This window comes from Motiliproteus sediminis, assembly GCF_017912535.1.
GTDB classification, from domain to species: domain Bacteria; phylum Pseudomonadota; class Gammaproteobacteria; order Pseudomonadales; family Balneatricaceae; genus Motiliproteus; species Motiliproteus sediminis.
Genome location: NZ_JAERQK010000001.1, coordinates 731,772 through 757,298 on the forward strand (window position 1 = coordinate 731,772; position 25,527 = coordinate 757,298).

Below are 25,527 nucleotides of genomic sequence, written 5' to 3' on the forward strand. Positions count from 1 at the left end.
TTATAGCTCAAGCGCCTTGGCAAAACCCGCTGCATCGCTAATAGAAGCGACGCTGAGGCTCCGCTGAATACGCTTATTCAATCCCGACAATACTTTTCCGGGACCACACTCAATCATGGTTTCGGCACCTGCGGCGACCATGGTATTGACACAATCGGTCCACAACACAGGACTGTATAACTGCGCCACCAGATTCTGCTTGATCTCTTCAACACTGGTAGAGGCCGCCGCTGACACATTCTGGACCACAGCGCATTGCGGCATGATGACCTCGATCGCCTCCAGCGCCTCCGCCAGCTTATCAGCCGCGGGCTGCATCAGCGCACAATGAGACGGAACGCTGACCGGCAATTCCAACGCGCGCTTGGCACCTGCCTCCTTGCACAACTCGACAGCACGACCGACGGCGGCAGCAGAACCGGCGATAACCACCTGCCCCGGGGAGTTATAGTTCACCGCGGCAACAACATCACCCTGAGCCGCAGCCGCACAGGCAGCTTCCACTTTGTCATCATCGAGACCGAGCACAGCAGCCATAGCACCTTCCCCGGCGGGAACAGCTTGCTGCATCGCCTCGCCACGCAGCTTAACCAGCCGCACCCCATCCGCCAACGACAACGCCCCCGCGCAGACAAGCGCGGTGTACTCTCCGAGACTGTGACCGGACATCTGCGCCGGCCTTGCCCCACCCTCAGCACACCAGAGGCGCCATAACGCAACCCCGGCTGTCAACAGCGCAGGCTGAGTTTTGTCGGTGCTATTGAGTTCAGCCTCCGGGCCACTCTGGGTTAGATCCCAAAGGTCGTAACCAAGCGCATCGGAAGCCTGCTTGAATGTTTCCTGGATAACGCCATGTTGCGCCGCCAACTCCCCCAGCATACCGACCTGTTGGGAGCCCTGCCCCGGGAACACAAAAGCGAGATTCTGTTTCATGAGATCCTCTTTATTCCTCATTACAACCGCATGACAACCCACGCAGCCATGAGCGCATATGTTAACCGATTTAAACTATCAAATGAGCGTATTTGTCAGAGCAGCTGCGACAATTTTTGGTTGGTTAGCGCAGGCACATTGCGCACCACCTCCTGGCGCGCCTGACGCAAGGCATGAGCAAAACACTCTCGGTTAGCAGAACCGTGACTTTTAACCACAATTCCCTGGAGCCCAAGCAGACTTGCACCGTTGTGCCGCGACGGATCCATCACTTCCTGCAACTCTTCGACAATTGGCCGTGCCAGCAGCCCCACCAAGCGCCGGTACCAGCTGCCGCGAAACGCCTCGGCAAACGCATGCCCGAGCAGACGCGCCAATCCCTCGCTACTCTTCAACGCAACGTTACCCACAAAACCGTCGCACACAACCACGTCCGCCTTGCCGGCATAAACGTCATCACCCTCGACGTAGCCCACGTAGTTGAGCGAGCTATGCTCACGAATCAATCGCGAAGCCAGCTTCACCTGCTCGTTGCCCTTGATCTCTTCTTCACCGACATTAAGCAGCGCCACCCGAGGCGACTCACAACCACTGACGGCCTCCGCAAGCGACGCACCCAGCAACGCAAACTGATACAGATGCTCCGCACTGCAATCCACGTTAGCCCCCAGATCCAGCATATAACAGAAGCCATTGCGGGTAGGAATCATGGTCGCGATAGCAGGTCGGTCGATACCCGGATGGGTACGCAACAGATAGCGCCCCATCGCCATCAGCGCACCGGTATTACCCGCACTAACGGCGGCATCAGCATGCTGCTCGGCAACCAACTCGATGGAACGATAGAGTGATGAGTCTCTTCGATGACGAAGGGCGAAGGAGGGCTTATCCCCCATCCCGACGACCGAAGTGGAGGCTACCAAGCGGATCCGATCATCGACCCGACCACCCAGCAGCGGCCTGATCACATCAGGATCACCTACCAACCGGAGAGAGGTATCGGGAAATTCGGAGAGAAAATCGAGCGATGCGGGAATAATGACGTGGGGACCGAAGTCCCCACTCATCGCATCAATCGCCAGGGTGCAGGATGCAACCAAGCTGATTAGGCGTCTTTATTTACCACCTGACGACCACGGTAGAAACCGTCCGCAGTCACGTGGTGACGACGGTGAACTTCACCAGTGGTGGCGTCCTGAGACAGGGTTGCAGAGGTCAGGGCATCGTGTGAACGACGCTGACCACGGCGGGAACGAGTTACTTTATTCTGTTGAACAGCCATGACTGAGCAGCTCCTGAAAAACTAGTCTTTGTTTGCCTTTAACTGGGCCAGCACCGCAAAAGGGTTGGATTTCTCGCCCTCGTCGGAACCCGCCCGGGGATCCTCAAATTTAGTCGTGATAACGCAATCATCATGATAGGCAATCAACGGTAGACCGAGGATCAACTCCTCCTCTATCGCTTCATGCACATTCTGCTTGCCGTCTTCATCCACAATATAGGGATCGTAACGACCCGGCAGATTCTGCGCAGATTCCTCACTTCCCGCAAAAGCCAAATTCAGCTCTGCGTTAAGCGTAATCACAACCGGCTCTAGACACCGTTGACAAAGCATCCGAACCTCCGTCTTCGCCTCACCATTCACATGACGAATTCGCTCTTCATCAACGGAATAGTGCAGCTGAGCCTCAATCTCACCTTCAGCATCAACCAGATAGCTGGCCAATCGTTGCAACTGCTGAACCTGAATCACTCCCTCATAAGAGAGCCCCTGGTCTGCACAGCGGCGCGGATCTACTTTAACGGGTAACTGGGCCTTCGACATAAGCGCGCCATAATAGGGATCTAGGCGATCCCTGTAAAGGAAAAAACCACAAAATCAGCGCCAATCACGCTACTATCGGCCACCGGATTACCTGAACGAGAAATTGTATCATGCTCCCACTGGTTCTGGCGTCGTCATCGCCTTTTCGCAGCACCCTGCTAAAGAAGCTGAATCTGAGTTTCAGCTGTCGCTCGCCCGAGGTAGATGAAACCCCGCTGAAGAACGAGCTGGCGCACAAACTGGTGACAAGATTGGCGGCCGCCAAAGCGCGAGCGGTGGTCGTGCCCGGCACCGACGAGCTGATCATCGGTTCAGACCAGGTCGCCGTTTTTGCAGACCAGATTATCGGCAAGCCGCTCACTCACGCTCGGGCTCAGGCCCAACTGCGCCGTTTCAGCGGCAACAGCGTCACCTTTCTGACCGGCCTCTGCCTGCTCAACACCCGCTCAGGCACGACCCACACCCTGGTCGAACCATTCGAAGTAAAATTCCGCCGTCTGAGTGACGCACAAATCGAACGCTATCTGACTCTCGACCAACCGTACCAGTGCGCAGGCAGCTTCAAGTGCGAGGGCTACGGCATCACGCTGTTCGAACAACTCAAAGGCGACGACCCTAACTCCCTGGTAGGACTGCCGCTGATCCGGCTGGTTGAACTGCTACAGCGGGAAAGCATCAACCTGCCGTAACCATTAACGCAGAGGCGACACCCCGGCTCCCATTTCCGTTGCCAGCGTCTTGGCAAAAGTCGCTCCGAAGCGCTCCGCCAGCCGCTCAATCGGTGTCGCTTTGTGGGTGAAGTTAACAATATTCTCTTCACCGACCAGCTCGCGCGCGACGTAGCTGGCACTCCCCAGGCCATCAATCAAACCAAGCTCAAGCGCTTGTTCACCGGTCCAAATCAAACCGCTAAACAATGCCTCGTCATCTACGAGGCGATCTCCACGCCCCTTGCGAACCTGATCAATAAACTGCTCGTGGGTAGTTTTCAACACCCCCTTCCAGAACGCCACTTCGCTCTCCTTCAAGGGCGAGAACGGGTCAAGAAAGGCTTTGTTCTCGCCCGAGGTCACCACACGTCGCTCAACCCCAAGCTTTTCCAGCGTCTCAACGAAACCGAAGCTCGACGAAATCACGCCGATTGAACCCACCAGACTCGCCTTATCTGCGTAGATTTCGTCCGCAGCCGCAGCAATGTAGTAACCGCCGGAGGCACCGATATCGACGATAACACTGTAAACCGGGGTATCCGGATGCAACGCCCGTAACCGCCGGATTTCATCGTAGACGTATCCCGCCTGAACCGGGCTGCCTCCCGGGCTGTTGATGCGTACAATAACGGCTCGAGTATTATCATCTTCAAAGGCATCGCGCAGCCCCGTCACGATTGCATCGGCGTTGGCGGCATCGTCCTGAGATATAGTCCCCAGCACCTCAACCAAAGCCACATGAGCCTCACCTTCGTCACTGGCATCAAACAGCTCATCAGGCATCAGCAGCACCAGCAGAGCGGTCAGGTAAGCAAAGGTCAGCACCTTGAAAAAGATCCCCCAGCGCCGTGAGCGACGCTGTTCGGCAGTCAGACTCAGCACGAGCTTTTGAATCAGCTTCCACTCTTTGCGCTGTTCGTCAGCGTCGGGCGCTGGAGCCTTCTCTTCGGACAAACGCTGCCCACCCTCTTTATTACCCCACAGATCTTCACTCACATCATCTCTCCCTGCGAGGCCCAAACCCCGTTGTCGGACGCCCGCAACCAAGCCTCCAGTTGCTCAAAGCGATCAACGACCATAACCGGCTTATGACGCTGCAGCCGGTCGACGCTGTGTGCCCCGTAACTGACCCCCACCGAGGGCATACCGGCATTTGCCGCCATCTCCAGATCATATTCGGTATCCCCGACCATTACCGCATCCACGGGATCCACCGCAAACACATCGACCAACTCTTTCAGCATGTGCGGATCAGGCTTGGAGCGGGTCTCGTCGGCACAGCGACTATCGCTGAATAACTCTCCCAATCCAGTTTCCTGAAACGCACGATCAAGACCACGCCGACTCTTTCCCGTCGCCACGGCGAGGCGAAAGCCATGCTCAGCAAGACGCCTCAATCCCGTCTCAACTCCGGGAAACAGGGGACTTGGAAGCTGATCTTCAGCCAGAAAAAAGCTGGAGTAGCGTAACCGCATGCGCTCAACATCTCGCTCCTTGATGCCGGGATACAGCACCTGCAACGCCTCGGGCAGACCCAGACCGATGATGTTGCGCACCGCCTCGGCCTCTAGCGCCGGCATCGCCTCGGCTTCGGCGGCCCGCTGCATACACTCGATGATACGCGCAGCAGAATCGATCAAAGTCCCATCCCAGTCAAAAATCACCAAACGTCCCAACGAACCACTCCTCATGCAAACAATGCTGTGATAGTAAAGGCGGCGTCTGTTTTTTCAACCCACGCCCAACTATACGCAACCGTATAGAAAAACTCTCCGCAGCTTGGTAGTGTTAGGGCTGTGGGTTATGCTGCGCCCACCAATGTTTCAACCTGACTAGGAGTCATCCCCATGAGCGACCTGCACGGTTACTACCTCGAAGACCTGGAAGTCGGCATGTCTGCATCGATCGCCAAGACTGTATCGGAAGCCGACGTCTATGGCTTTGCCGGCATTACCGGCGATAATAACCCGGTCCACGTCAACGCCGAATACGCCGCAACCACCATGTTCAAGGAGCGCATCGCTCACGGCATGCTCAGCGCCGGCTTCATCTCCGCGGTACTTGGCACCCGACTGCCCGGTCCCGGCGCCATCTACGTCGATCAGCAGATCAAATTCAAGGCACCGGTCAAGATCGGCGACACACTGACCGCAACCGCCACCATCGACAGCATCGACGAACGTCGTCGTCGCGTGGTACTGAACACAGTGTGCACCGTCGCCGACAAAGTTGTTGCCGACGGCCAGGCTACCCTGATGGTGGACTCACGCAACTAAAGGAGATCCTCCCATGCTGATCGATCCTTCTCGCTCCTGCCTGCTGGTCGTCGACATTCAGGAAAAGCTGGTTCCGGCCATCCACCAGCAGGCGCAACTGGTGGACGGCGCACGCTGGCTACTGGGTGTCGCCAGTATTATCGACATTCCGATACTGGTGTCGGAACAGTACCCGCAGGGTCTGGGGCACACCGTTGAGGCGTTACAGTCCTGGTGCTCGCCCGACAACACCTTCAGCAAACAGCATTTCTCGTGCGCGGCCGACGACAGCTGCCTTGCCACCATCAACGCCGCCGAGCGGCAACAGATCGTGATCGCCGGCATGGAAGCGCACGTGTGCGTATTGCAGACAGCTCTCGGGCTGCTGCAGCAGGGCAAAGAGGTGTTCGTGGTCGCTGACGCGGTGGGCTCCCGCAACCCTGAAGACAAGCAACGGGCGCTTGAACGCATGGCACGCCTGGGCGTTCAGATTGTCAGCCGTGAGATGGTTGCGTTCGAGTGGATGCAACGCTCAGGAACCGCCATCTTCAAGCAGATCAGCCAGGAGTATCTGCGCTAACTGGCTCCATATCCGGACCGGCCCATGGCCGGTTCAGATCTCCGCCAGATGCCCGGCAAACTGCCGCGTTCCCGGCACCCCGATGACCATCTTCGACAGCAGCTCTTCTCCCGCACTATCAAAAAAGATCAGCGCAGGCGGACCGATGATATTAAACCGCTTGTAGAGCGCCTTGGCAGCGTCATCGTGGGCGGTGACATCCACACGCACCAGTTCGAACCGCTGCAACTGCTTCTGCACGTCCGCATCGGCAAAGGTGAACGCTTCCAACTCTTTACAGGAAACGCACCAATCGGCATAGAAGTCGAGCATTACCGGCCGACTATCAGTTCGCGCCTGCTCTAGCAACGGCTGCAACCCCTCCATTGAGGTCACCGTTGCGAACTCCAGTTCAGGCGAAGCTCGCTCACCATTGACCGCGACACCAACGCCCTGCAGCGGATACAACATGCTGCGATTGCCGGCAGCCACACCCACCAGCAGCGCGCCGCCATAGATCAACATCAGCAGCCCCACCCCCTTGCCGAGGCGATACCAACCCGAAGCATCAGCGGGCAGACCGTCCAGCGCATGGAGGTAGCAAGCCGTTACCACCAGAATCACACCGGTCAGCAGCATGGTGATCTCGGTGGCGACGATACGATCCAGCATCCAGACCGCCATCAACAGCAAGACCACACCAAAGCCATTTTTCACCTGATTCATCCAGCCACCGGCCCGAGGAAGCAGACTCCCTGCCGACGCGCCCACCAGCAGCAGCGGCACCCCCATCCCCAGACTGAGAGCAAAGAGCGCAGCTCCACCGAGCAAAGGATCGCCACTCTGACCGATATAGATCAGCGCGCCCGCCAGCGGCGCGGCGACGCAGGGCCCCACAATCAACGCAGACAGAAACCCCATCACCGCGACACCGGAAAGCTGACCACCCTGCTGCGAACGACTGAGTCGATTCAACCGATTCTGGACAGACTGCGGCACCTGCAGCTGGTAGAAACCGAACATCGCGCCCGACAGCAGCACAAACACCAGCGCGAACAGCACGATCACCCAGGGCGTTTGCAGCGCAGCCTGCAGATTCTCACCAAAGACCCCGGCAAACACCCCCGCCAGCGTATAGGTCAGACTCATCGCCAACACGTAGACCAGCGCCAGCACAAAAGAGCGCCGAGGGGTGACCTGCGCGCCCTGCCCGGCAATAACACTGGCCAGAATGGGAATCATGGGCAGCACACAAGGGGTAAAAGCAAGCGCCAAACCGGCAACAAAAAACAGCCCGAGCGTGACCCAAAGGCCTCCGCCTGCCAATGCATCGCTGAAGCGCGCCTGATCGGTGAGCGAGAACCCCTGATTGCCAACCGAAGCAGCCTCCGCGACAGAGTTCTGGAACTGCGCCGCCTCCACGGGAACAGCACCCAACTCGAGCGTTTTGCGCACCGGCGGGTAGCAGATCCCACCTTCCCAACAACCTTGATACTCAACCACCAGCGCCGCACCGTCGGGCACGCCCCCTGCGGCCTCAAACCGTGCTTCAACCACCGCTTCGTGGTAGTACACCCAGACCTGACCAAACAACGGATCGTCTTTCTGCTCGGCAGGTGCCGCCCGCATCTCTGCCAGCGCGACGCCTTCAGGGGTGAGCAGTTTGACTTTGTCCCGATAGAGGTAATAACCGTCTTCAATAGCCCAGTGCAGACGATAACGCCCCGGTGCCTCTTCGACCCCGCTAAAGATGTAGGCCTGGTCAACATCGAGCGGGCCATCCTGACTGCCGGACAAACGATCCAGCAACGAGGCGCCAGCAAGCGACGACGCAGCCAGGGTACAAAGCAACGTCAGCAGTAGGTATAGTCGTTTCAAAGTGAATCCTTGGTCAGAAGAGCGTCCTTTCAATGGACGCCCCGAGCCGACAAAAGTTGCAGCATTAGAACCAGTCGTCCGAGCGCCGGCGACGCTTGGGCAGGTGAGGTACGATCAGGCCGACGATCAAGCCACCCAGCGCCACGGCACCTCCACGAACGAACCACCCCATCAGGTTGGTCTCGTCCATGGCGGCTATTTCCGCCTTCAGGCGGTCTATCTCGTTCTGCAGCTGTGTCATTTCGGTCACCGCCTGGGCACGACTCTCGTTACTGTTGCCCAGACGCTCGCTCAGTTCGGCAAGCTGAGCGCTCTGCTCCTCAACCTGCTGGCGACTGGTTGCCAGCTCCTGCTCCAACAGTGGCAGGCGTTTTTTAACGCTGACCCCTTGCTCCACATGATCGCCTTTGATCCAGCCATCGCGGCCGCCCTCGTCGCGCACATGGAGGTAGCCGGTTTCAGCATTGCGCTCGATCAACTGGAGCATGGTTCCGCTGACCACCCACCCTTTAATGCGATACTGATTGCTTGGTCCGGTGTGCATGGCAACCGCGACCTCATCGCTGACATGATAAGGTGTTGCTGCCCACAACACCCCGGAAAACAAAAAAGCACTAATAAATATCAATACGTTACGCATACAAACAACCAAATAAATAATAAAACCGCCAAACTCGCGATTATAACAGCCTGATTCACAGCGATTAAAGCCTGCCATCAATGCGAACCGGTAATTAAGTCCCACCATCCCCCTTTGGGTCTATTTAGCCCTCTGGCGGGCTGACCCGGGCAGCCCTTCTGTGGTAGAAAGATCATTCGTTTTATCGAGGCACCGCAGTGCAACAACAGCGCCCCCACAAGCAGGCTGCGCCGGTGCCGCTAATGGGTAATGTGATAACACCCGCACTGGAGTAGGAAACAGCATGACCGACATTCGCGTCGACGATCTTAACGTCGAATCCCAACAGATCCTCATTACCCCCGAGGAATTGAAGCAAAAAGTACCTTTAACCGATGCCGCACGCGAATCAGTTCTCGAAGGCCGCCGTGTTATTCGCGACATTCTGGATGGCAAAGACTCTCGCATATTCGCGGTTGTAGGCCCCTGCTCCATTCACGATATCGATGCCGCCATGGACTATGGCCGCAAGCTGAAACAGCTGGCCGACGAGCTCAAGGACACGGTCTACATTGTCATGCGCGTGTACTTCGAAAAGCCGCGCACCACCGTTGGCTGGAAGGGTTTGATCAACGACCCGCACATGAACGACTCATTTGAGATCGAGAAAGGACTGGAGATTGGACGTCGCCTGTTGATCGATCTGGCCGATCTGGGGCTGCCGCTGTCTACCGAGGCTCTGGATCCGATCTCCCCCCAGTACATGCAGGACCTGATCTCCTGGTCCGCCATCGGCGCGCGCACCACCGAATCCCAGACTCACCGCGAAATGGCCAGCGGACTGTCGTGCGCCGTGGGCTTCAAAAACGGTACCGATGGTGGTCTCACTGTCGCCATCAACGCGTTGCAGTCGGTAGCCCATTCCCACAACTTCCTCGGCATCAATGGCAACGGCCAGGTTTCAGTCATTCGCACCGCAGGGAACCAGTACGGTCACATTGTACTGCGTGGGGGTGGCGGCAAGCCCAACTACGACTCCGTCAGCGTGTCTGTCGCCGAGCAGGCCCTGAGCAAGGCCGGTGTCAGCACCAACATCATGATCGACTGCAGCCACGCCAACTCCAACAAGGATCCGGCCCTGCAGCCACTGGTAATGGAGAACGTCACCAACCAGATCCTGGAGGGCAACCGCTCCATTGTCGGGGTGATGATCGAGAGCAACCTCAACTGGGGCAATCAATCGATCCCCGATGACCTGAGTGCACTGCAGTACGGTGTTTCCGTAACCGATGCCTGTATCGACTGGGAAACCACCGAAACCAGCTTGCGCCAAATGGCTGATAAGCTTAAAGCGGCGTTACCGCTGCGACAGGGGTAACAGCCATAAAAAAGGCTCCCGCGGGAGCCTTTTTACTGCGCTAAACTCTGCTACTGATAATAGGCGTTATCGGTCACACTGTGGTCGGTCACGTCTTTGACCGCGTGCAAGCCCGGTATCCGTTCGATCAGCGTCTTCTCAACCCCATCCTTGAGGGTGATATCCACCGCACTGCAGCCCTGGCAGCCACCACCAAAACGCAACACGGCCACCTCACCCTGCTCATCGCTGTAGACCTCCACCAAAGAGACTTCCCCCCCATGAGAGGCCAGCCCCGGGTTGATGTCGTTATAGAGGATATAGTTGATCTGCTCCTCAATTGGACTGTCGGCACTGACTTTGGGCACCTTGGAGTTGGGCGCTTTGATGGTCAGCTGCCCCCCCATCCGGTCGGCAGCATAATCCACCACCGCCTCTTCCAGATAGGGCAGGCTGTTAGGCTCGAGGTAAACCTTGAACTTGGACAACTCCATCACCGCATCAGCCTCCTGAATCTCCTCAGGTCGGCAATACGCCAGACAGGTTTCCGCGTAAGGGGTTCCAGGCTGGGTGACAAACATTCGTACGCCGATGCCTTCTGCGTCCTGCTTGGCCAGCAACTCAGCGAGGTAATCTTCAGCCCCTTCGGTGACGGTAATAGAAAATGTATCCATCAGATCGAATTCCCAGACGGTTAGAGTGCCTCCATTCTATGCGAAAGGCGCGCGTTAATGAACCCTACTAATTTGATCAATTATTATCCGCCCGTGCTGCCGGTGACAATTCTGTTAAAATGGCCGGCCAGCTGCAAAAATCACCGACCGAGACCGAGCTAGCTTGTTTTTTCACCTGCCGACACAACGCGTTAAGGCTATCCTCTCGCTGGCGCTGCCGATCATCGGGGGCATGCTGTCGCAAAGCCTGCTCAATCTGGTCGACACCGCGATGGTGGGCCGGCTAGGCGAAGAATCGCTCGCAGGCGTCGGCGTGGGTGGCTATGCCAACTTCATGGTCGTAGCGCTCATTCTTGGTCTGTCGTCGGGTGTGCAGGCGATGGTAGCGCGCCGCCATGGTGAGCAGCGCCTGAGCGAAAAGGCGATCCCGTTGAACGGGGGCCTGGTTATTGCTCTGTTGATCGCCCTTCCCCTGACCCTGTTTGGACTGCTGTTTTCTCATCACATCGTCGCTCTGATCAGCACCGACCAGAAGGTTCTGTCGGTCGCCGACCCCTATTTTGACTATCGCATGTATGCGGTACTCGCTGTGGGTCTTAATGTCTGCTTTCGCGGATACTGGAATGGCATCAACCAATCACTGGTCTACCTGCGTGTACTGGTAATGATGCACCTGTTTAACATAGCGATCAGTTACGGACTGATTTTTGGCGCCTTCGGGCTCCCGGAACTGGGCGCGCCCGGCGCCGGGCTTGGCACCTCAATTGCCCTGTATGCCGGTAGCGCCCTCTATGCGCTGTTAACGCTACGCCAGGCGCGCAGCCGCGGCTTTCTGCGGTCCATGCCCAGCCGTGACACCCTGCACGGTATGCTGCGCCTGTCGATACCCAACTCACTGCAGCAGTTCATGTTTGCCGCCAGCGTTACCGTATTGCTGTGGATCATCGCCCGCATCGGCACCCAGGAACTGGCGGTGGCCCATGTGCTGATTCATCTGGCTCTACTGCTGATCCTACCCGCAGTGGGACTGGGTATGGCCGCAACCACTCTGGTCAGTCACGCGCTGGGAGAAAACCGCCCCGACAAAGCCTCCAGGCTCGGTTGGGATGTCGTCAAAGTGGCGCTTGCCATACTGGTCACCCTGAGTTTGCCACTGTGGTTTTTCCCGGAGGCGATTTTGGGGCTGTTTCTGCATGACCCGGCACTGGTCGCCCTTGCCGTCGTACCGCTGCAGATCACCTGCATCGCCATCTGTGCAGACACCGCCGCTATCGTCTTCACCCAGGCGTTGCTGGGCGCCGGGGCCAACCGCACCGTCATGCTGGTCACCACTATCGGCCAGTGGTGTTTCTATCTACCCCTGGCCTGGCTCGCCGGCCCCTATCTGGGTGGCGGCTTGCTCGGTATATGGATGGTACAGCTACTCCACCGCGCAGCGTCCTCGGTGGTGTTTTCATTGCTCTGGTCGCGACAGCGCTGGACCCGCATCACCCTGTAAACCGAGGCGGCGCTGGCCAAATGCGCCGTGAGCTTATACCGCGAGTGCGTTAGACTTAGGCTACTTTGCTGTTTTCTCTGGACTGAACAGATATGGACCAATCACTGGTTTTCTCCTTCTTCCTGATTTTCACCGGTGCCGCCATAGTGGCCTCCGCGGCGCTGTACACCCGCCAACCGTTGCTGGTGGCGTACATCGTGCTTGGAGCATTGCTCGGCCCTTACGGGATGACCATGATTACGGACACCCGGCTGCTGTCCGACATCTCTGAGATCGGCATCATCTTCCTGCTGTTTCTGCTGGGCTTGGATATGCAACCCAGTCATCTTGTCCATATGCTCAAGAAGGCCACCCTGGTTGCTATTCTCAGCTCCATAGCCTTCGCCGCATTGGGGTACGGAACCGGCCTGGCGTTCGGCTTCACCCAGACCGAATGTATCATCATCGGCTTAGCGGTGATGTTCTCCAGCACGATCATCGGCATCAAGTTGCTACCGACTACGGTCCTGCACCACAAGCATACCGGAGAACTGGTGGTCGGCCTCCTTCTGCTTCAAGACGTTATCGCAATCCTGGTACTGATCGCCCTGTACAGCAGCGGCGATGCCGATAGCAGTTACCTTACCTATATCAAAACCCTGGCCGCTCTGCCGCTGCTGGTGGCGGCATCGTTCCTGTTCGTCCGTTTTGTACTCCTTAAGCTGATCCAGAAGTTCGACCGTTTTCACGAGTATATATTTCTCGTCGCCATCGGCTGGTGCCTTGGTTTGGCCGAAGCGGCCGCCGCCGTCGGCTTATCGGCCGAAATTGGCGCGTTCACCGCCGGAGTCGCGTTGGCTACCAGCCCCATTTCGCAATACATTGCTGAAAGCCTAAAACCCTTACGGGACTTTTTCCTGATCCTGTTCTTCTTCTCCATCGGTGCCAGCTTCAATCTGGGCCTGCTGGACGAAATCATCCTGCCCTCGGTCATTCTGGCGCTGCTGGTGCTGGCGATCAAACCGCTGGTATTCCGCGTGCTGCTAATGCGCATCAGCGAAACGCGAGAACTGGCATGGGAAGTGGGGTTCCGTCTCGGACAGATCAGTGAATTTTCGCTACTGATTGCTTATCTGGCGGCAGCTAACATGATGATCGGTGAAGAGGCATCGCACGTAATTCAGGCAACGGCGATCCTGACGTTTCTGATCTCATCCTATATCGTGGTGTTCAACTACCCCTCACCCATCGCAGTAACGGACCGCCTGAGACGCGACTAATCCGAGCGACGGGAGAAAGATTCGGCAAACCGCTCTATCCACTCGCGAGCAGCGGTATCGTCGTTGATCTGCTGCATTAACTCCTGGGCCCGCTGACGCTTGTAGTGTTCGATGTGGCAAAGCTGCTCAGCCATGCGCAGATCAAACGCCTTATCAGGATCAAGCAACCGCACTCGAACCTCAAAACGGTCTCCGTCAGGATGGCAGCCGATCACCCAGGCTTCGCCATGGAACGGCGGGTCAAACAGGTCAATACTGAGCGTCACTCGAGCACAAAGATCGAAGGGGGTGGGCGACTGAAAGCAGAGCTCTTCATCACTGATATTCTGCAGTGCAGCCGGAGTCACCGTACTGGTGGCACTACAACGGCAGTTAATAGGAATTCCTGCCGGATGACTGATCTGATGACTCATTGTTCCAGTTCCTTTGAATCAACACCGGATCTCAAGGTTAGCTTAGTAGAACTTTGCCTACGGATGCTTAGCGAGTCACGCCGCAAGCTGTGAGCACACTGGTAATACTCCGCTGCTGCAAGCGCTCGGCATCCGTCTCATCCTTGACCAACATCATTCCGGCATACCCCAGCGCGTTGACTGAAAAGCCGTCGACCCTGCCCACGCTGCGCGGAATGACCGCCATAAATCGCCTACAGATCAGCAGATTGTAGGGCTGCAGCGGATCTTGGTCAGACCGGCCGAGCCCCAACAGGGTCAGCGCCTCCCGATAGAACCGGTGCCAGCCCCTACCTCGCGCCCTCGCATCCGGGAGGGCATCGAAACGGCGGCAGAGACTCAACCAGGGGAGGTCGCCCGCCAACAGCCCCGGTGCCAGCGGAAAGCCGTCATCAACATCCGGCGCAGGCGAAGGTATCAGCTGCATATGACGGTGGGGCTGACTAGCGCCGGCGGCGATCCCAGCATTGAAAAACAGCAGCCCGTCCGCCGACGCCAGCAGTTCGCTGGCCGCAACGAAATCAGCTTCCGTTAGCGCGGCAGTCTGGGATTGAAACTGCCGCGTGAGCAACAGCAAATGGTCAGGCACGACCGGGAATTTGTTCAATAGCAGCAGATGGGCAGTACCAACCTCACCCACCAGCAGCTGCCGATCATAAGGAAGAAAAGGGTTGTTGCCTGAAGCCTGAGATACTGGTTTGGCCGGTTGCGCAGACAACGAGCGCAGCTGAAAGCTGACTCCTTTTTCGCGCCATCGCGATAACCGCGTGGCTACCGGCAGCAGCGCACCGGCCTCAAGAGCCTGACGGCTGACGGCCGCTGCGCGAGACCAAAGATCGACGGATGATGGGTTAGCGCCCATCCGCCAGATCGCGAGAACGCCGATAGTCATTCATATCCATAAACAGCGACTTTTCGAACCCGAACCAGAAAATAATCAGCACCGCCAATAATATCGCTCCGATCAGGATCAAATTATTGGCTTCATCCCAAAACGCCTGATTGATGTCATCAGTGTAAACACTGCTGGCGATACCCCATCCCCAAGGATCAAAATGTATCAAGAATCCGATTTTATCAACCTCCAGCGTATCACCCACCCGTGGCCACTGGTATTCGAAGAAACCGCGCCCCATGCCGCTCATCACCGGTTGCACCGCCGCGTCAAGATTAGCCGAAATACCGGCCAGAGCCGCACCTTCAAGATCAGGCAACACCGCGTGCATCAACACCGTTCCCCGATCATCAAGCACCCAGAAATACTCATCATCGGCGTAGCGAAGCTGCCGTAAGGTCGACAACGCCGCTATCTGGGCCTGCTGTCGGGTTATATCACCATTGAGTGCCAATAGATGGAAATTATCGACCTGCTGATAAGCCGCGCGGACCCGATCCTCCAGCACCCGGGTGCGCTCCTCCAGCAAACTGCGGTGCAACTGCTGCAGACTTGCAACCAAGATCACTGCGCCAATGCCCGCCAGCGCCAACCAGAGCACTAGCAACCGCCGACTACTGGAGCTCTTCATGAACATACAGGGTTATTCTCCTTGCCAATCATGATCATTGCGCCGCTGCCAGGCGCAGCTTTACCCAGGCAACCAGATTGCGAGCCAGTTGCTGGTTCTCATCACGCAAGTAACGGTTTTGAAACACCGCATCATCGCCCAGCACCAGCACCGCGCCATGGCCTAACGGGCGTACCGCAGCCATCGCATAAGGATACTCAGGCTCGCCCTGATCGAAGCGACGATTACGGTTAAGGTCCATCCAGGCAAGGTCACTGGTGGCGAATAGCACCGTCGCCTCCCTCCCCGGATTCAAGGCCCATGCCCCATACACCGCGATGCGATCCAACTGCTCAGTGAGCGGGTGCCGGGCAACCGCAGCGACGGTGAAATCGCTGCCGTTTTGGTTCAGCCGCTGACGCCGCTCAAGCACCACGCCATTGGAAACCCCAATACCGAAGTGGCTAAGCAGCGCTCCGTTAAGCGGCCCCACATGCAAGCTAATCACCAGCGTGCCGCCGGCTTCGACAAAGTCGTACAAGGTAGATAGTTCACTGGCCGAATAGTCGCTGAAGGCACCGGAGATAACCAGCGCATCAACGCTGCCAAGTACTGTCGGGGTCAAACGTCCGCTTGCGCTGCGCACATCGAAGCCCTCGCTGCGCCAAAGGGCCGCGAACTGGGACAGATCAAGCGCTTGTTCGCGCTCGATCACAAAGCGCTGACCGTGGCCCTGATCGAACAGCACAGCGGCCGCGCTAGCCCAGGGGGACAGAACTACCAAGAACAGCAAGGCAACCCGACACATCGTTAACTCAACTCCGTCATGAGACTCAATGGGGGATCATAACAACGGCGCAAGACTGAGGCACAGCAGCGGTGAGGGAAATGTTGATCCGGCGCACAAAACTGCCGGAAATGATGCCTGACGGACAGCCCGAGCTATCGCGGAGCCTAGCTGTTGGGCTTACCGTCGGAGCTGTCGCCGGGTTGCAGGAAGATACGGGTGAGCTTGGCGTCAGCCATCCGCTTGGCGTTCTCCAGCTGGGCAGCGGACAGCATTGCCGCCACCGCATCGCGCGCCTTAGCGGACTGTTCATCACCCGCAGATACCGCAGCGCTCCACCAGCTGTAGGCCTCTTCGTAGTTCTTGTCGACCCCTTCGCCTTTGAAGTACATCAAACCCAGAGTAATAATCGCGTTGAGATTGCCCTGCTCGGCCGCTTTGGTATGCCACTTCAACGCTTCACGAAAGCGCCGCGGAACCCCAATGCCGTTGTAATACATCACACCAAGCTGATGCTGCGCTGGTGCCAGGCCACGCTCAGCAGCATGACGTAACCACAGCACTGCCTGTGACGCGTCCCTAGACACGCCTTTGCCATCTTTATAGAGAATGCCCAGGCGATACTGGCCCAGCGGGTCGCCCTCTTGCGCCGCCTGATGATAGAGAGACGCCGCGGTCAGGTAGTTTTGCGCCACCCCCAGTCCTTGCTCATGCAGAGTGCCCAGCATCGCCTGGGCCCGGGGTAGTTTTTGTGCCGCGGATTTACGCAGCCAGTAAGCCGCTTTGACCGGATCGATCTCGAGCCCCTGCCCGGAGAGATACACCAGAGCCAGATCGTACTGGGCGCTGGCGTTACCCTGGATCGCCAGTGACCGCCATGCTTTGAGTGCGGTCAAATGGTCGCCCCGCTGGTACGCCTCCAGCCCTTCATAAAAGTCGGCCCGAACGCCCCCACTTAGCAGCATGAGCATAATTAACGGGGCGATCTTTTTCATCCAGCATTCCCTTTGCGTCGTGAGGGGGACAGTAGCAGTCTAGCCCACATGCCCCCGGCGGTGAAGACACCCGAAGATGGTCGTTGCCTTTAAACTACGTCAGCAGCTGATACTTTACCACCTGATATATCAAGCCTTTGATTTCAATCAGAGTGTAAGAGTTTCAACGCCGCCCATGTAGGGAATCAGGGCCTCCGGAATACGTACGCTGCCATCAGCCTGCTGGTAATTTTCGAGAATAGCCACCAGGGTTCGGCCGACGGCCAACCCGGAACCATTGAGGGTATGTAGCAGTTCCGGCTTACCGGTTGCTGGGTTACGCCAGCGCGCCTGCAGCCGCCTTGCCTGAAAGTCCCCCATGTTACTGCACGACGAGATTTCACGATATTTCGCCTGCCCCGGCAACCACACTTCAAGGTCGTAGGTCTTGACGGCAGAGAAGCCCAGATCACCACCACACAGGGTCACCACCCGGTACGGCAGCCCCAGGCGCTGCAAAATATTTTCTGCATGTCCCGTCAACTGCTCCAACGCCTCAAAAGAGTTGGCAGGCTCCACCAGCTGAACCATCTCTACTTTTTCGAACTGGTGCTGGCGAATCATACCGCGGGTATCACGCCCGTAGCTCCCCGCCTCGCTGCGAAAGCAGGGCGTATGGGCGGTAAACTTGAGCGGCAGAACCGCACTGTCAAAGATCATGTCACGCCCGATATTGGTTACCGGCACTTCCGCAGTGGGAATCAGATAAAAATCTTTCTCCCCGGGCACCTTGAACAGGTCTTCTTCGAACTTGGGTAACTGGCCGGTACCCTTCAGGCTATCGGCGTTGACCAGATAAGGTACGTAAACCTCCTCGTAACCATGCTCTTGGGTTTGCATATCCAGCATCAACTGGATCAAGGCCCGGTGCAGCCGGGCCATCGGCCCGCGCATGACGGCAAAACGCGAACCGGTGATCTTGGCGGCTGTCTCGAAGTCCAGGCCCCCCAGGGCGGCGCCCAGATCGACGTGGTCTTTAGGTTCAAAATCGAAGGCAGCAGGTTCACCCCAGCGGCGGATCTCTTCATTGTCGTCTTCGCTGGTTCCCTCCGGGACAGAGCGGTCGGGCAGATTCGGCACCTCCAGCAACAACTGGTCCAAAGCTGACTGTACTTGGGCGTATTCGCCGCTCAGCGCATCCAGCTCCTCCTTGATGCGTTCGCCTTCGGCTTTCAGCGGCGCAATATCCTCTCCCGCCTTGGCCGCCATTCCGATCTTGGCGGCTTGCTTTTTGCGCCGCCCCTGTAATTCCTCGGTGCGAGACTGCAGCGTGCGGCGTGACTCCTCCAGTTCGTTAAAACGGGATATATCCAACTCATAACCTTTTTTGCGCAACTGCTGGGCAACGGCTTGAATATCGGTACGGAGAAGTTTGGGATCTAACATCGTGGAGGCTTAACCTTTTTCGAAGTATCAGTTCAGAAAACAGCGCGAGTCAGCGCACAGCCCGCAGCAGCTGCCGCAACGCAACAAATGACGCTCAATGATATATAAATAACAGCTGCGAGCATATGCCCTTGCTGGATCATCGTCAGGGTTTCGAGCGAGAAGGTCGAGAAGGTTGTAAAGGCACCAAGAAAACCGACCATCAACAGCGGCCTCATCTCCGGGGGCAGCTGCGCCTTTTCCAGAATGAGCACATAGCACACCCCCATCAGCGCGGACCCTAGCACGTTAACCGTAAGGGTTCCGAGGGGGATCACGTGATCCGGATTACGAATCAGCACACTGCCGACCCAAAAGCGCCCCAGCGCCCCAACCGCACCACCCAGGGCAATAAACAGCAGCTGTAACATATCAGTCCCCGTTGTCGTAACGCTTGTATGCACTTTCACTATCAGCAGCTCTAAGCCGCGCCAGCTTGTCGGCAATGCGAATTTCCAACCCGCGCTCAACCGGCTGGTAATAGCGCCGCTCAGCAATCGCCGGGGGCAGATAAACCTCGCCGGCCGCATACGCATCCGGCTCGTCATGGGCATACCGATACTCCGCGCCGTAGCCCAGTTCTTTCATCAGCGCCGTCGGCGCGTTGCGAAGATGTGCCGGCACCTCATAGCTGGGGTCGGCGGCAACGTCCTGGCGAACCTGGTTGAAAGCGCGATAGAGGGCGTTGCTCTTGGGCGCGCAAGCGCAGTATACGGCAGCCTGGGCGATGGCACGCTCGCCTTCGGCGGGGCCCAGCCGTTCGAAGGCGTCCCAGGCATTAAGTGCCACCTGCATCGCCCGCGGGTCTGCATTGCCGATATCTTCAGAAGCGATCGCCAACAGCCGCCGGGCCACATAGAGAGGATCGCCTCCTGCATCCAGCATGCGCGCAAACCAGTACAACGCACCATCCGGCGACGACCCCCGTACCGACTTGTGGAACGCCGAGATCTGGTCGTAAAAAATATCACCCTGCTTATCGAACTGCCGTGCCGACGCTTGCAGCACTTCAGCCAGCACCTCCTGGTCGATCACCTCGCTATCAGCCTCGCGCCGGGCAAGATCAGCCGCCACTTCCAGCAGATTTAGCGCGCGTCGCCCGTCGCCATCAGCAGCACGGGCCAGCGCCAGCAGGCTCTCTTCGCTGATCCGTAACGCCCGCTCTCCCAACCCGCGCGAGCGATCGCTCAGCGCGCGTCGAACCAGATCCAACAGCACGGGCTCCTCCAGCGGACGCAGCAGATACACCCGCGCCCGACTCAGCAGGGCCCGATTGAGTTCGAACGAGGGGTTTTCGGTAGTTGCGCCGATAAAGATGAGGGTGCCATCTTCGACAAACGGCAGGAAGGCATCTTGCTGGGATTTGTTAAACCGGTGAACCTCGTCCACGAACAGTACGGTTTTTCGCCCCGCCCCCTGGTGCATGCGCGCGCGATCAACCGCCGCACGAATATCCTTGACCCCGGACAATACCGCGGACACGCTCTCAAAGTGGGCATCGGTAAGGTCGGCTATCAATCGCGCCAGCGTGGTTTTACCCACCCCCGGCGGGCCCCACAGCACCATGGAATGGGGCATCCCTTGCTCAATGGCTCCACGCAGCGCCTTGCCATGGCCAAGAATGTGATCCTGACCGGCGTACTCATCCAGCGTCCGCGGGCGCATGCGCGCCGCTAGTGGCTGGTAGGGTTGCGGCGCCTCGCCAAACAGGTCCTGCCCCATCATTCGATGATCAGGTCAGCGCCTTGCGGCGGTATGAAGCGGAACCGCCCGGCCTCCAGCTCGGGATTCACGTCGAGCTGGGTAAACGCCACGCTGGTGCGCTGGCCAAGGTTGTCTTCAAGCTGAATCTCTTGGGGCACGCCGGCCGTAAAGGCGATACGCATCACGCTAAACATGGCGTTAGGATCGATCGGCTTAAGCCGGTAGACACCATCGCCCCCCTGCTCCGGTCCGACTATCGCAAAGGTATGCTCCAGTTGGCTTAGATCACCACTCAAGAGTAGAGCCGGCGTGCTGTCGAGGCGCTTATCCAGATCCTGCCGGGTGACCTGCTCCAGATCTTCGTCATAAAGCCATAAATACTGACCATCAGCGACCAGCAGCTGCGGAAAGGGCTCGTCGGTGCGCCAGCGAAACAAACCCGGGCGCTGCAGCGCCATATCACCGCTGCTTTGTTGCAAGCGAGTACCGCTATTGTCCAGCACCATCTGATCAAAATGCCCCTGCAGCGATTCAATACCCCCGAGAAGGCGCTTGAGGTTGTCCGCCGGCGTCGCACTGACTGTAGCGCTCATTACCAGTGCCACCATCAGTCCCAGCGCGGTTATTACCTGTTTCATTGCTCGTCCTGTCGTCACGCTTCCACCGAGGGCGGAACCAATACTTCGCGGGAGCCGTTGTGGGCAGCTTCACTAACCACCCCCGCAGCCTCCATGGTTTCAATCATCCGTGCGGCACGGTTATAGCCAATCTTCAATTTGCGCTGAACCGCCGATATGGATGCCCGACGGCTCTGGATTACGAAAGCTACCGCTTCATCGTAGAGCGCATCCTGATCCTCCTCAAAGCCGCCACTGATGGCGCTGCCACTGCTGGTATAGTCAGCATCGACATTTTCCATCAGGATCTCTTCGACAAACTCCGCCGGCCCCCATTTCTTCCATTCACTAACGACCCGATGCACCTCGTCATCGGCGACGAATGCCCCGTGCACACGGACCGGCATGCTGGAGCCTGCAGGTAGATAGAGCATATCGCCATAGCCAAGCAGGTTTTCCGCTCCCGACTGATCCAGAATGGTGCGCGAGTCAATCTTGGACGACACCTGGAAGGCAATCCGGGTAGGCACGTTAGCCTTGATCAAACCGGTAATCACATCGACCGACGGGCGCTGGGTCGCGAGTATCAGATGGATTCCCGCCGCACGTGCCTTTTGGGCGATACGCGCGATCAGCTCTTCGACCTTTTTGCCAACGATCATCATCATGTCAGCAAACTCGTCGATCACCACCACGATGTAGGGCAAGGTCTGCAATGGCGGTGCCGCAGTCCCCTCTTCAAAGCCTTCCTCTGCAGGATTCCACAGTGGATCAAGTATCGGCTCGCCGGCAGCCTCAGCGGCTTTGACCTTGTCATTGAATCCGGCCAGATTACGCACCCCAAGTTTCGCCATCAGGCGATAGCGCCGCTCCATTTCCGCGACGCACCAACGCAGCCCGGTGGCGGCTTCCTTCATATCGGTGATGACCGGTGTCAGCAGATGGGGAATGCCGTCATAGATCGACAACTCCAGCATCTTGGGATCGACCATCATCAAACGCACCTCGTCTGGCGTCGCCTTGAACAGCAGACTGAGGAGCATGGCGTTAACGCCGACCGACTTACCCGAACCGGTCGTGCCCGCCACCAGCAAGTGGGGCATTTTGGCCAGATTCACCACCACCGGATTACCGGCAATATCATTACCCAACCCCAAACTCAGCCTGGAGTTGGCCTTGTCATAGGCGCTGGAGCCCAGCACTTCGCTCAAACGCACCGTTTCACGGTTCTCGTTGGGAATCTCGATTCCCACTACCGACTTACCGGCGATCACTTCGACCACACGAACGCTGAGTACCGCCATTGATCGAGCCAAATCCTTGGCCAGATTAGAGATTTTGCTGACCTTGGTGCCGGGCGCCGGCTGGATCTCGAAGCGGGTAATTACCGGACCGGGATTAACCTCAACCACTTCCGCCACAACACCAAAGTCACGTAGCTTCTCTTCCAGCAACCGCGACATATCTTCCAGCTGTTCGGAGCTGTACCCTTGCGATTTGATCGCTTCAGGAGGATCAAGCAGTGCCAGCCTCGGCATCTGCTTATCACTCCGATAGGGCTTAGGTGCCGCTTTGGCATCGCCCTCATCCGCATCAAACTCATTATCGAGGCGCGTCTGATGGGTTTCGGACAGGGGCACAATTTTAAGATGACGATGGACGTCTTTGCCCCCGGCGAATTCACCGGGCGACACCGACTCGCCGGGCGGGGCGGATTGCGCGGGCTCTGGCGACACAGATGCCGCATCGCCATCGAGTACGAAGGGCGGTTCATCATCGAACTCTGCCACGGCATCCAACTGCTCGAGACCCGGCTCTGCACGGGCCTCCGACACTTTCAATCCGGGCAAAGCGAGGCGCTTCAGTTCCGCGGCCTCACGCGGCTGCGATGCTTCGCTCCGCGAGGGCTTGGATTTCGGCTCACGCTCGGCCAGCGCCTGCCGTCGCCGTGCCATCCAATTCGAGGCTCTGCCAAGGCTGCGCAGTATCAGCCCGCCCACCCCTTCGGCAAGCGCAAACCATGAGAGGTTAGTAAACAGCGTCACCCCCAGCAGCAGCATCGGCAACAACACCAGGGTGGCGCCGACCAGACCGAACAGCGTGAGTGTTTTTTGGGCGAGATTGAGCCCCAGCACACCACCGGTGGCAAAGGGCAGATTCAACCACTGATTACTCAGATGCAGACTGGCCAGCGCTGCCGCGGCAGCCAGACACAAACCGGCTCCCACAAAACGCAGAAACAGGTAAGGCAAGGTTGAGACAAGCCCCTGGTCCGGCTGGCGAAGCAGCAACAGTGCACGGTAGATCACCATGGCGGGGACCAGATAGGCCACGTAACCCAACATGGAAAAACTGAAATCGGCCAGCCAGGCTCCGGTCACCCCGGCGGCGTTACTAACCGAGCCGCTGTATCCCAGATGAGACCACCCCGGATCACGGGGATCGTAACTGAACAGCGACAACAACATGAAAGCGCAGGCGGTGATTAACACAATCAATCCACCCTCTTTCGTCACCCGCGCCAGAAAACCGAAAAACGCTTGACGTTCCGTCATATGAAACCAAAAAACCCTTCACCAAAGCAGCCAAAATACCATACTTTCAAATTGCTTATTACCGTCTATGGGAGTCCTTCAAAGGCGTTCGGTTCAGACCGATCAGATCGCAGTGGCCATGCGGCGGCCATGGCTAGTCTCGCAACCGAGTTGAAGTTAGGATACCGTACCCCCATATGAGCAACACGAACACAACTGACGAGAACTTTCGATGAGCGACGCCAAGCACTCCCGCCTGATCATTCTGGGCTCCGGCCCCGCCGGCTACACTGCTGCCGTATATGCGGCCCGTGCCAACCTCCAACCCACTCTGATTACCGGCATTCAGGCCGGGGGCCAACTGACCACAACTACCGATGTCGATAACTGGCCTGGCGACTGCGACGGCGTACAAGGGCCCGAGCTGATGGCCCGCATGCAGAAACACGCCGAACGTTTCGATACCGAAATCCTGTTCGATCACATCAACGCCGTGGACCTGTCCCAGCGCCCTTTCCGCCTGACCGGAGATAGCGGTGAGTACAGCTGCGATGCACTGATTGTCGCCACCGGCGCCTCAGCACAATACCTGGGCCTGGACTCGGAAGAAGCTTTCAAGGGCAAGGGAGTCAGCGCCTGCGCCACATGCGATGGCTTTTTCTACCGCAAGCAGAAAGTCGCCGTGATTGGCGGCGGCAATACCGCCGTTGAAGAAGCGCTGTATCTGAGCAACATCGCTGACGAAGTGGTACTGGTTCACCGTCGCGACAGCCTGCGCGCCGAGAAGATTCTGCAGGACCAACTATTGGAAAAGGCCAACAACGGCAATATCCGACTGGCGTGGAACAACACCCTGGATGAAGTATTGGGCGACGAAATGGGCGTCACCGGCATCCGCATTCGCGACGTCAACACTGGAGCCACCGAAGAGCTTGAGCTACAAGGCGTTTTCATCGCGATTGGACACAAGCCCAACACCGATATTTTCGAAGGCCAGCTGGAGATGCACAACGGCTACCTCAAAATCCAGAGCGGCCTTGAAGGGAACGCCACCCAGACCAGCGTGCCCGGCGTGTTCGCCGCCGGCGATGTTGCCGATCACATCTACCGCCAAGCGGTAACCTCGGCGGGCTTCGGCTGTATGGCGGCACTGGACGCGGAACGCTTTCTCGACGCTCTCGACAAGTAACACCGGCCGATGGTGGCAATTCCCTGGCTACCCGAGGACGAGATCTGGTTCCCGCCACCCGAGCAGGCGTTACGGGAACCGGATGGTCTGCTGGCAGCAGGCGGCGACCTCTCCCCTGCCAGGCTGCTGCAGGCATACCGACAAGGGATATTTCCCTGGTTCAGCGATGGCGAACCCATCCTGTGGTGGTCGCCTGAACCGCGTTGTGTCATTTACCCTGCGCAGCAGCACATCTCCCGCAGCCTGAAACGCCGGCTGCGCAAACAGGACTATCAGGTTCGCTACGACACGGCATTTGCTGCTGTCATGTCGGCCTGCGCAGAACCTCGTGGTGACGGTGCAGGCACCTGGATCACAGCGGAGATGCGGGCAGCCTATCAACGGCTGCACCAGCTTGGTCATGCGCACTCGGTAGAGATCTGGCGTCAGGGGCGGCTCATCGGCGGGCTTTACGGCATTGCCATCGGTCGCATATTTTTCGGTGAGTCGATGTTCAGCGCCGAACCCAATGGCTCCAAACTCGCCATCACCCACCTGTGCCAACGGCTGCATCAGCAGGGCTATTATCTATTAGACTGTCAGGTATACAGTGATCACCTCGCATCCTTGGGCGCGGTATGCATATCGCGCCCGGTGTTTTTGGATGCATTGAACCGAGGTGCCGCACCGACAATCCAAGACTACTGGTACCGCCAGCAAAACTGATACGACGC

The 25,527-nt window shown here is 57.8% G+C and carries 26 protein-coding genes and 2 pseudogenes; 8 read left to right on the forward strand and 20 right to left on the reverse strand.

The features are described 5' to 3' along the window. From fabD to JJQ76_RS03540, 4 genes are all read right to left on the reverse strand, one after another. Complete coding sequence (fabD, locus tag JJQ76_RS03525) at window positions 1-933, reverse strand: ACP S-malonyltransferase (RefSeq protein WP_210395277.1); 933 nt, start codon at window positions 931-933, stop codon at window positions 1-3. 95 nt (window positions 934-1,028) lie between these two features. Next, window positions 1,029-2,033, reverse strand: a complete 1,005-nt coding sequence (gene plsX, locus JJQ76_RS03530) for a phosphate acyltransferase PlsX (protein ID WP_281411933.1) — start codon at window positions 2,031-2,033, stop codon at window positions 1,029-1,031. Window positions 2,034-2,038: 5 nt separating this feature from the next. Continuing rightward, the gene (rpmF, locus tag JJQ76_RS03535; RefSeq protein ID WP_210395279.1) at window positions 2,039-2,215 is read right to left on the reverse strand and encodes a 50S ribosomal protein L32; all 177 of its coding nucleotides are present in this window, start codon (window positions 2,213-2,215) and stop codon (window positions 2,039-2,041) included. Between the two features lie 21 nt (window positions 2,216-2,236). After that, window positions 2,237-2,758 carry a YceD family protein gene (locus tag JJQ76_RS03540; RefSeq protein WP_210395280.1) on the reverse strand — a complete coding sequence of 174 codons (522 nt, stop codon included), beginning with the start codon at window positions 2,756-2,758 and terminating at the stop codon, window positions 2,237-2,239. Between the two features lie 110 nt (window positions 2,759-2,868). Between JJQ76_RS03540 and JJQ76_RS03545 the strand changes: the two genes are divergently transcribed. Further along, window positions 2,869-3,447, forward strand: coding sequence for a Maf family protein (locus JJQ76_RS03545; RefSeq protein ID WP_210395281.1), 579 nt, complete (start codon window positions 2,869-2,871; stop codon window positions 3,445-3,447). Window positions 3,448-3,450: 3 nt separating this feature from the next. Here the strand turns inward: JJQ76_RS03545 and JJQ76_RS03550 are convergent, their stop codons facing one another. Both JJQ76_RS03550 and JJQ76_RS03555 read right to left on the reverse strand, forming a co-directional pair. Further along, the gene (locus JJQ76_RS03550; protein WP_210395282.1) at window positions 3,451-4,464 is read right to left on the reverse strand and encodes a S49 family peptidase; all 1,014 of its coding nucleotides are present in this window, start codon (window positions 4,462-4,464) and stop codon (window positions 3,451-3,453) included. Beyond that, a complete protein-coding gene (locus tag JJQ76_RS03555; protein ID WP_246480034.1) occupies window positions 4,461-5,144 on the reverse strand; it encodes an HAD-IA family hydrolase in 684 nt (227 codons plus the stop codon). Before JJQ76_RS03555 ends, JJQ76_RS03550 begins: the two co-directional genes overlap by 4 nt. Window positions 5,145-5,315: 171 nt before the next feature. Between JJQ76_RS03555 and JJQ76_RS03560 the strand changes: the two genes are divergently transcribed. Further along, a complete protein-coding gene (locus JJQ76_RS03560) occupies window positions 5,316-5,744 on the forward strand; it encodes a MaoC family dehydratase (RefSeq protein WP_210395284.1) in 429 nt (142 codons plus the stop codon). Between the two features lie 13 nt (window positions 5,745-5,757). Further along, on the forward strand, window positions 5,758-6,303 hold the full coding sequence (locus JJQ76_RS03565) for a hydrolase (protein ID WP_210395285.1): 546 nt from the start codon (window positions 5,758-5,760) through the stop codon (window positions 6,301-6,303). A gap of 33 nt (window positions 6,304-6,336) precedes the next feature. Here JJQ76_RS03565 and dsbD read toward each other — a convergent pair whose 3' ends face one another. Together dsbD and JJQ76_RS03575 are read right to left on the reverse strand one after the other, a co-directional pair. After that, complete coding sequence (dsbD, locus tag JJQ76_RS03570; protein ID WP_210395286.1) at window positions 6,337-8,160, reverse strand: protein-disulfide reductase DsbD; 1,824 nt, start codon at window positions 8,158-8,160, stop codon at window positions 6,337-6,339. A gap of 64 nt (window positions 8,161-8,224) precedes the next feature. After that, complete coding sequence (locus JJQ76_RS03575) at window positions 8,225-8,800, reverse strand: TIGR04211 family SH3 domain-containing protein (protein WP_210395287.1); 576 nt, start codon at window positions 8,798-8,800, stop codon at window positions 8,225-8,227. Window positions 8,801-9,083: 283 nt separating this feature from the next. On the opposite strand from JJQ76_RS03575, the gene JJQ76_RS03580 reads away from it, so the two are divergent. After that, window positions 9,084-10,157, forward strand: coding sequence for a 3-deoxy-7-phosphoheptulonate synthase (locus JJQ76_RS03580; RefSeq protein ID WP_210395288.1), 1,074 nt, complete (start codon window positions 9,084-9,086; stop codon window positions 10,155-10,157). Between the two features lie 50 nt (window positions 10,158-10,207). Here JJQ76_RS03580 and nfuA read toward each other — a convergent pair whose 3' ends face one another. Further along, window positions 10,208-10,810 carry a Fe-S biogenesis protein NfuA gene (gene nfuA / locus JJQ76_RS03585; RefSeq protein ID WP_210395289.1) on the reverse strand — a complete coding sequence of 201 codons (603 nt, stop codon included), beginning with the start codon at window positions 10,808-10,810 and terminating at the stop codon, window positions 10,208-10,210. A gap of 163 nt (window positions 10,811-10,973) precedes the next feature. On the opposite strand from nfuA, the gene JJQ76_RS03590 reads away from it, so the two are divergent. Next, window positions 10,974-12,308, forward strand: coding sequence for an MATE family efflux transporter (locus tag JJQ76_RS03590; protein ID WP_246480035.1), 1,335 nt, complete (start codon window positions 10,974-10,976; stop codon window positions 12,306-12,308). A gap of 92 nt (window positions 12,309-12,400) precedes the next feature. Continuing rightward, window positions 12,401-13,567: a cation:proton antiporter domain-containing protein gene (locus tag JJQ76_RS03595; RefSeq protein ID WP_210395290.1), complete on the forward strand. Its 1,167-nt coding sequence runs from the start codon at window positions 12,401-12,403 to the stop codon at window positions 13,565-13,567. Here the strand turns inward: JJQ76_RS03595 and JJQ76_RS03600 are convergent. The 11 genes and pseudogenes from JJQ76_RS03600 to JJQ76_RS18325 form a co-directional block, all read right to left on the reverse strand. Beyond that, window positions 13,564-13,980: a PilZ domain-containing protein gene (locus JJQ76_RS03600; protein ID WP_210395291.1), complete on the reverse strand. Its 417-nt coding sequence runs from the start codon at window positions 13,978-13,980 to the stop codon at window positions 13,564-13,566. The genes JJQ76_RS03595 and JJQ76_RS03600 overlap by 4 nt on opposite strands. A 67-nt stretch (window positions 13,981-14,047) precedes the next feature. After that, window positions 14,048-14,911 carry an ATP adenylyltransferase family protein gene (locus JJQ76_RS03605; RefSeq protein ID WP_210395292.1) on the reverse strand — a complete coding sequence of 288 codons (864 nt, stop codon included), beginning with the start codon at window positions 14,909-14,911 and terminating at the stop codon, window positions 14,048-14,050. After that, the gene (locus JJQ76_RS03610) at window positions 14,871-15,551 is read right to left on the reverse strand and encodes a cache domain-containing protein (RefSeq protein ID WP_210395293.1); all 681 of its coding nucleotides are present in this window, start codon (window positions 15,549-15,551) and stop codon (window positions 14,871-14,873) included. The genes JJQ76_RS03605 and JJQ76_RS03610 overlap by 41 nt, the downstream gene beginning before the upstream one ends. A 28-nt stretch (window positions 15,552-15,579) precedes the next feature. Beyond that, complete coding sequence (locus tag JJQ76_RS03615) at window positions 15,580-16,332, reverse strand: DUF4350 domain-containing protein (RefSeq protein WP_210395294.1); 753 nt, start codon at window positions 16,330-16,332, stop codon at window positions 15,580-15,582. A gap of 146 nt (window positions 16,333-16,478) precedes the next feature. Next, the gene (locus JJQ76_RS03620; protein ID WP_210395295.1) at window positions 16,479-17,306 is read right to left on the reverse strand and encodes a tetratricopeptide repeat protein; all 828 of its coding nucleotides are present in this window, start codon (window positions 17,304-17,306) and stop codon (window positions 16,479-16,481) included. Window positions 17,307-17,453: 147 nt separating this feature from the next. Further along, complete coding sequence (gene serS / locus JJQ76_RS03625) at window positions 17,454-18,731, reverse strand: serine--tRNA ligase (RefSeq protein WP_210395296.1); 1,278 nt, start codon at window positions 18,729-18,731, stop codon at window positions 17,454-17,456. A gap of 32 nt (window positions 18,732-18,763) precedes the next feature. Next, on the reverse strand, window positions 18,764-19,141 hold the full coding sequence (gene crcB / locus JJQ76_RS03630; protein WP_210395297.1) for a fluoride efflux transporter CrcB: 378 nt from the start codon (window positions 19,139-19,141) through the stop codon (window positions 18,764-18,766). A 1-nt stretch (window position 19,142) separates the two neighbouring features. After that, complete coding sequence (locus JJQ76_RS03635) at window positions 19,143-20,495, reverse strand: replication-associated recombination protein A (RefSeq protein ID WP_281411934.1); 1,353 nt, start codon at window positions 20,493-20,495, stop codon at window positions 19,143-19,145. Further along, entirely contained in the window at window positions 20,492-21,112 is a 621-nt protein-coding gene (gene lolA, locus JJQ76_RS03640; RefSeq protein ID WP_210395298.1) for an outer membrane lipoprotein periplasmic chaperone LolA, read from the reverse strand. Before lolA ends, JJQ76_RS03635 begins: the two co-directional genes overlap by 4 nt. Window positions 21,113-21,126: 14 nt before the next feature. Then, a pseudogene (locus tag JJQ76_RS18320) lies at window positions 21,127-22,620 on the reverse strand (DNA translocase FtsK); the annotation flags it as partial. Between the two features lie 477 nt (window positions 22,621-23,097). Then, window positions 23,098-23,646: pseudogene (locus tag JJQ76_RS18325) on the reverse strand (DNA translocase FtsK 4TM domain-containing protein); the annotation flags it as partial. A 211-nt stretch (window positions 23,647-23,857) separates the two neighbouring features. Here JJQ76_RS18325 and trxB point away from each other — a divergent pair. Together trxB and aat are read left to right on the forward strand one after the other, a co-directional pair. Next, complete coding sequence (trxB, locus tag JJQ76_RS03650; RefSeq protein ID WP_210395300.1) at window positions 23,858-24,814, forward strand: thioredoxin-disulfide reductase; 957 nt, start codon at window positions 23,858-23,860, stop codon at window positions 24,812-24,814. 9 nt (window positions 24,815-24,823) lie between these two features. Continuing rightward, window positions 24,824-25,519, forward strand: coding sequence for a leucyl/phenylalanyl-tRNA--protein transferase (gene aat, locus JJQ76_RS03655; RefSeq protein ID WP_210395301.1), 696 nt, complete (start codon window positions 24,824-24,826; stop codon window positions 25,517-25,519). Window positions 25,520-25,527 lie beyond the last annotated feature (8 nt).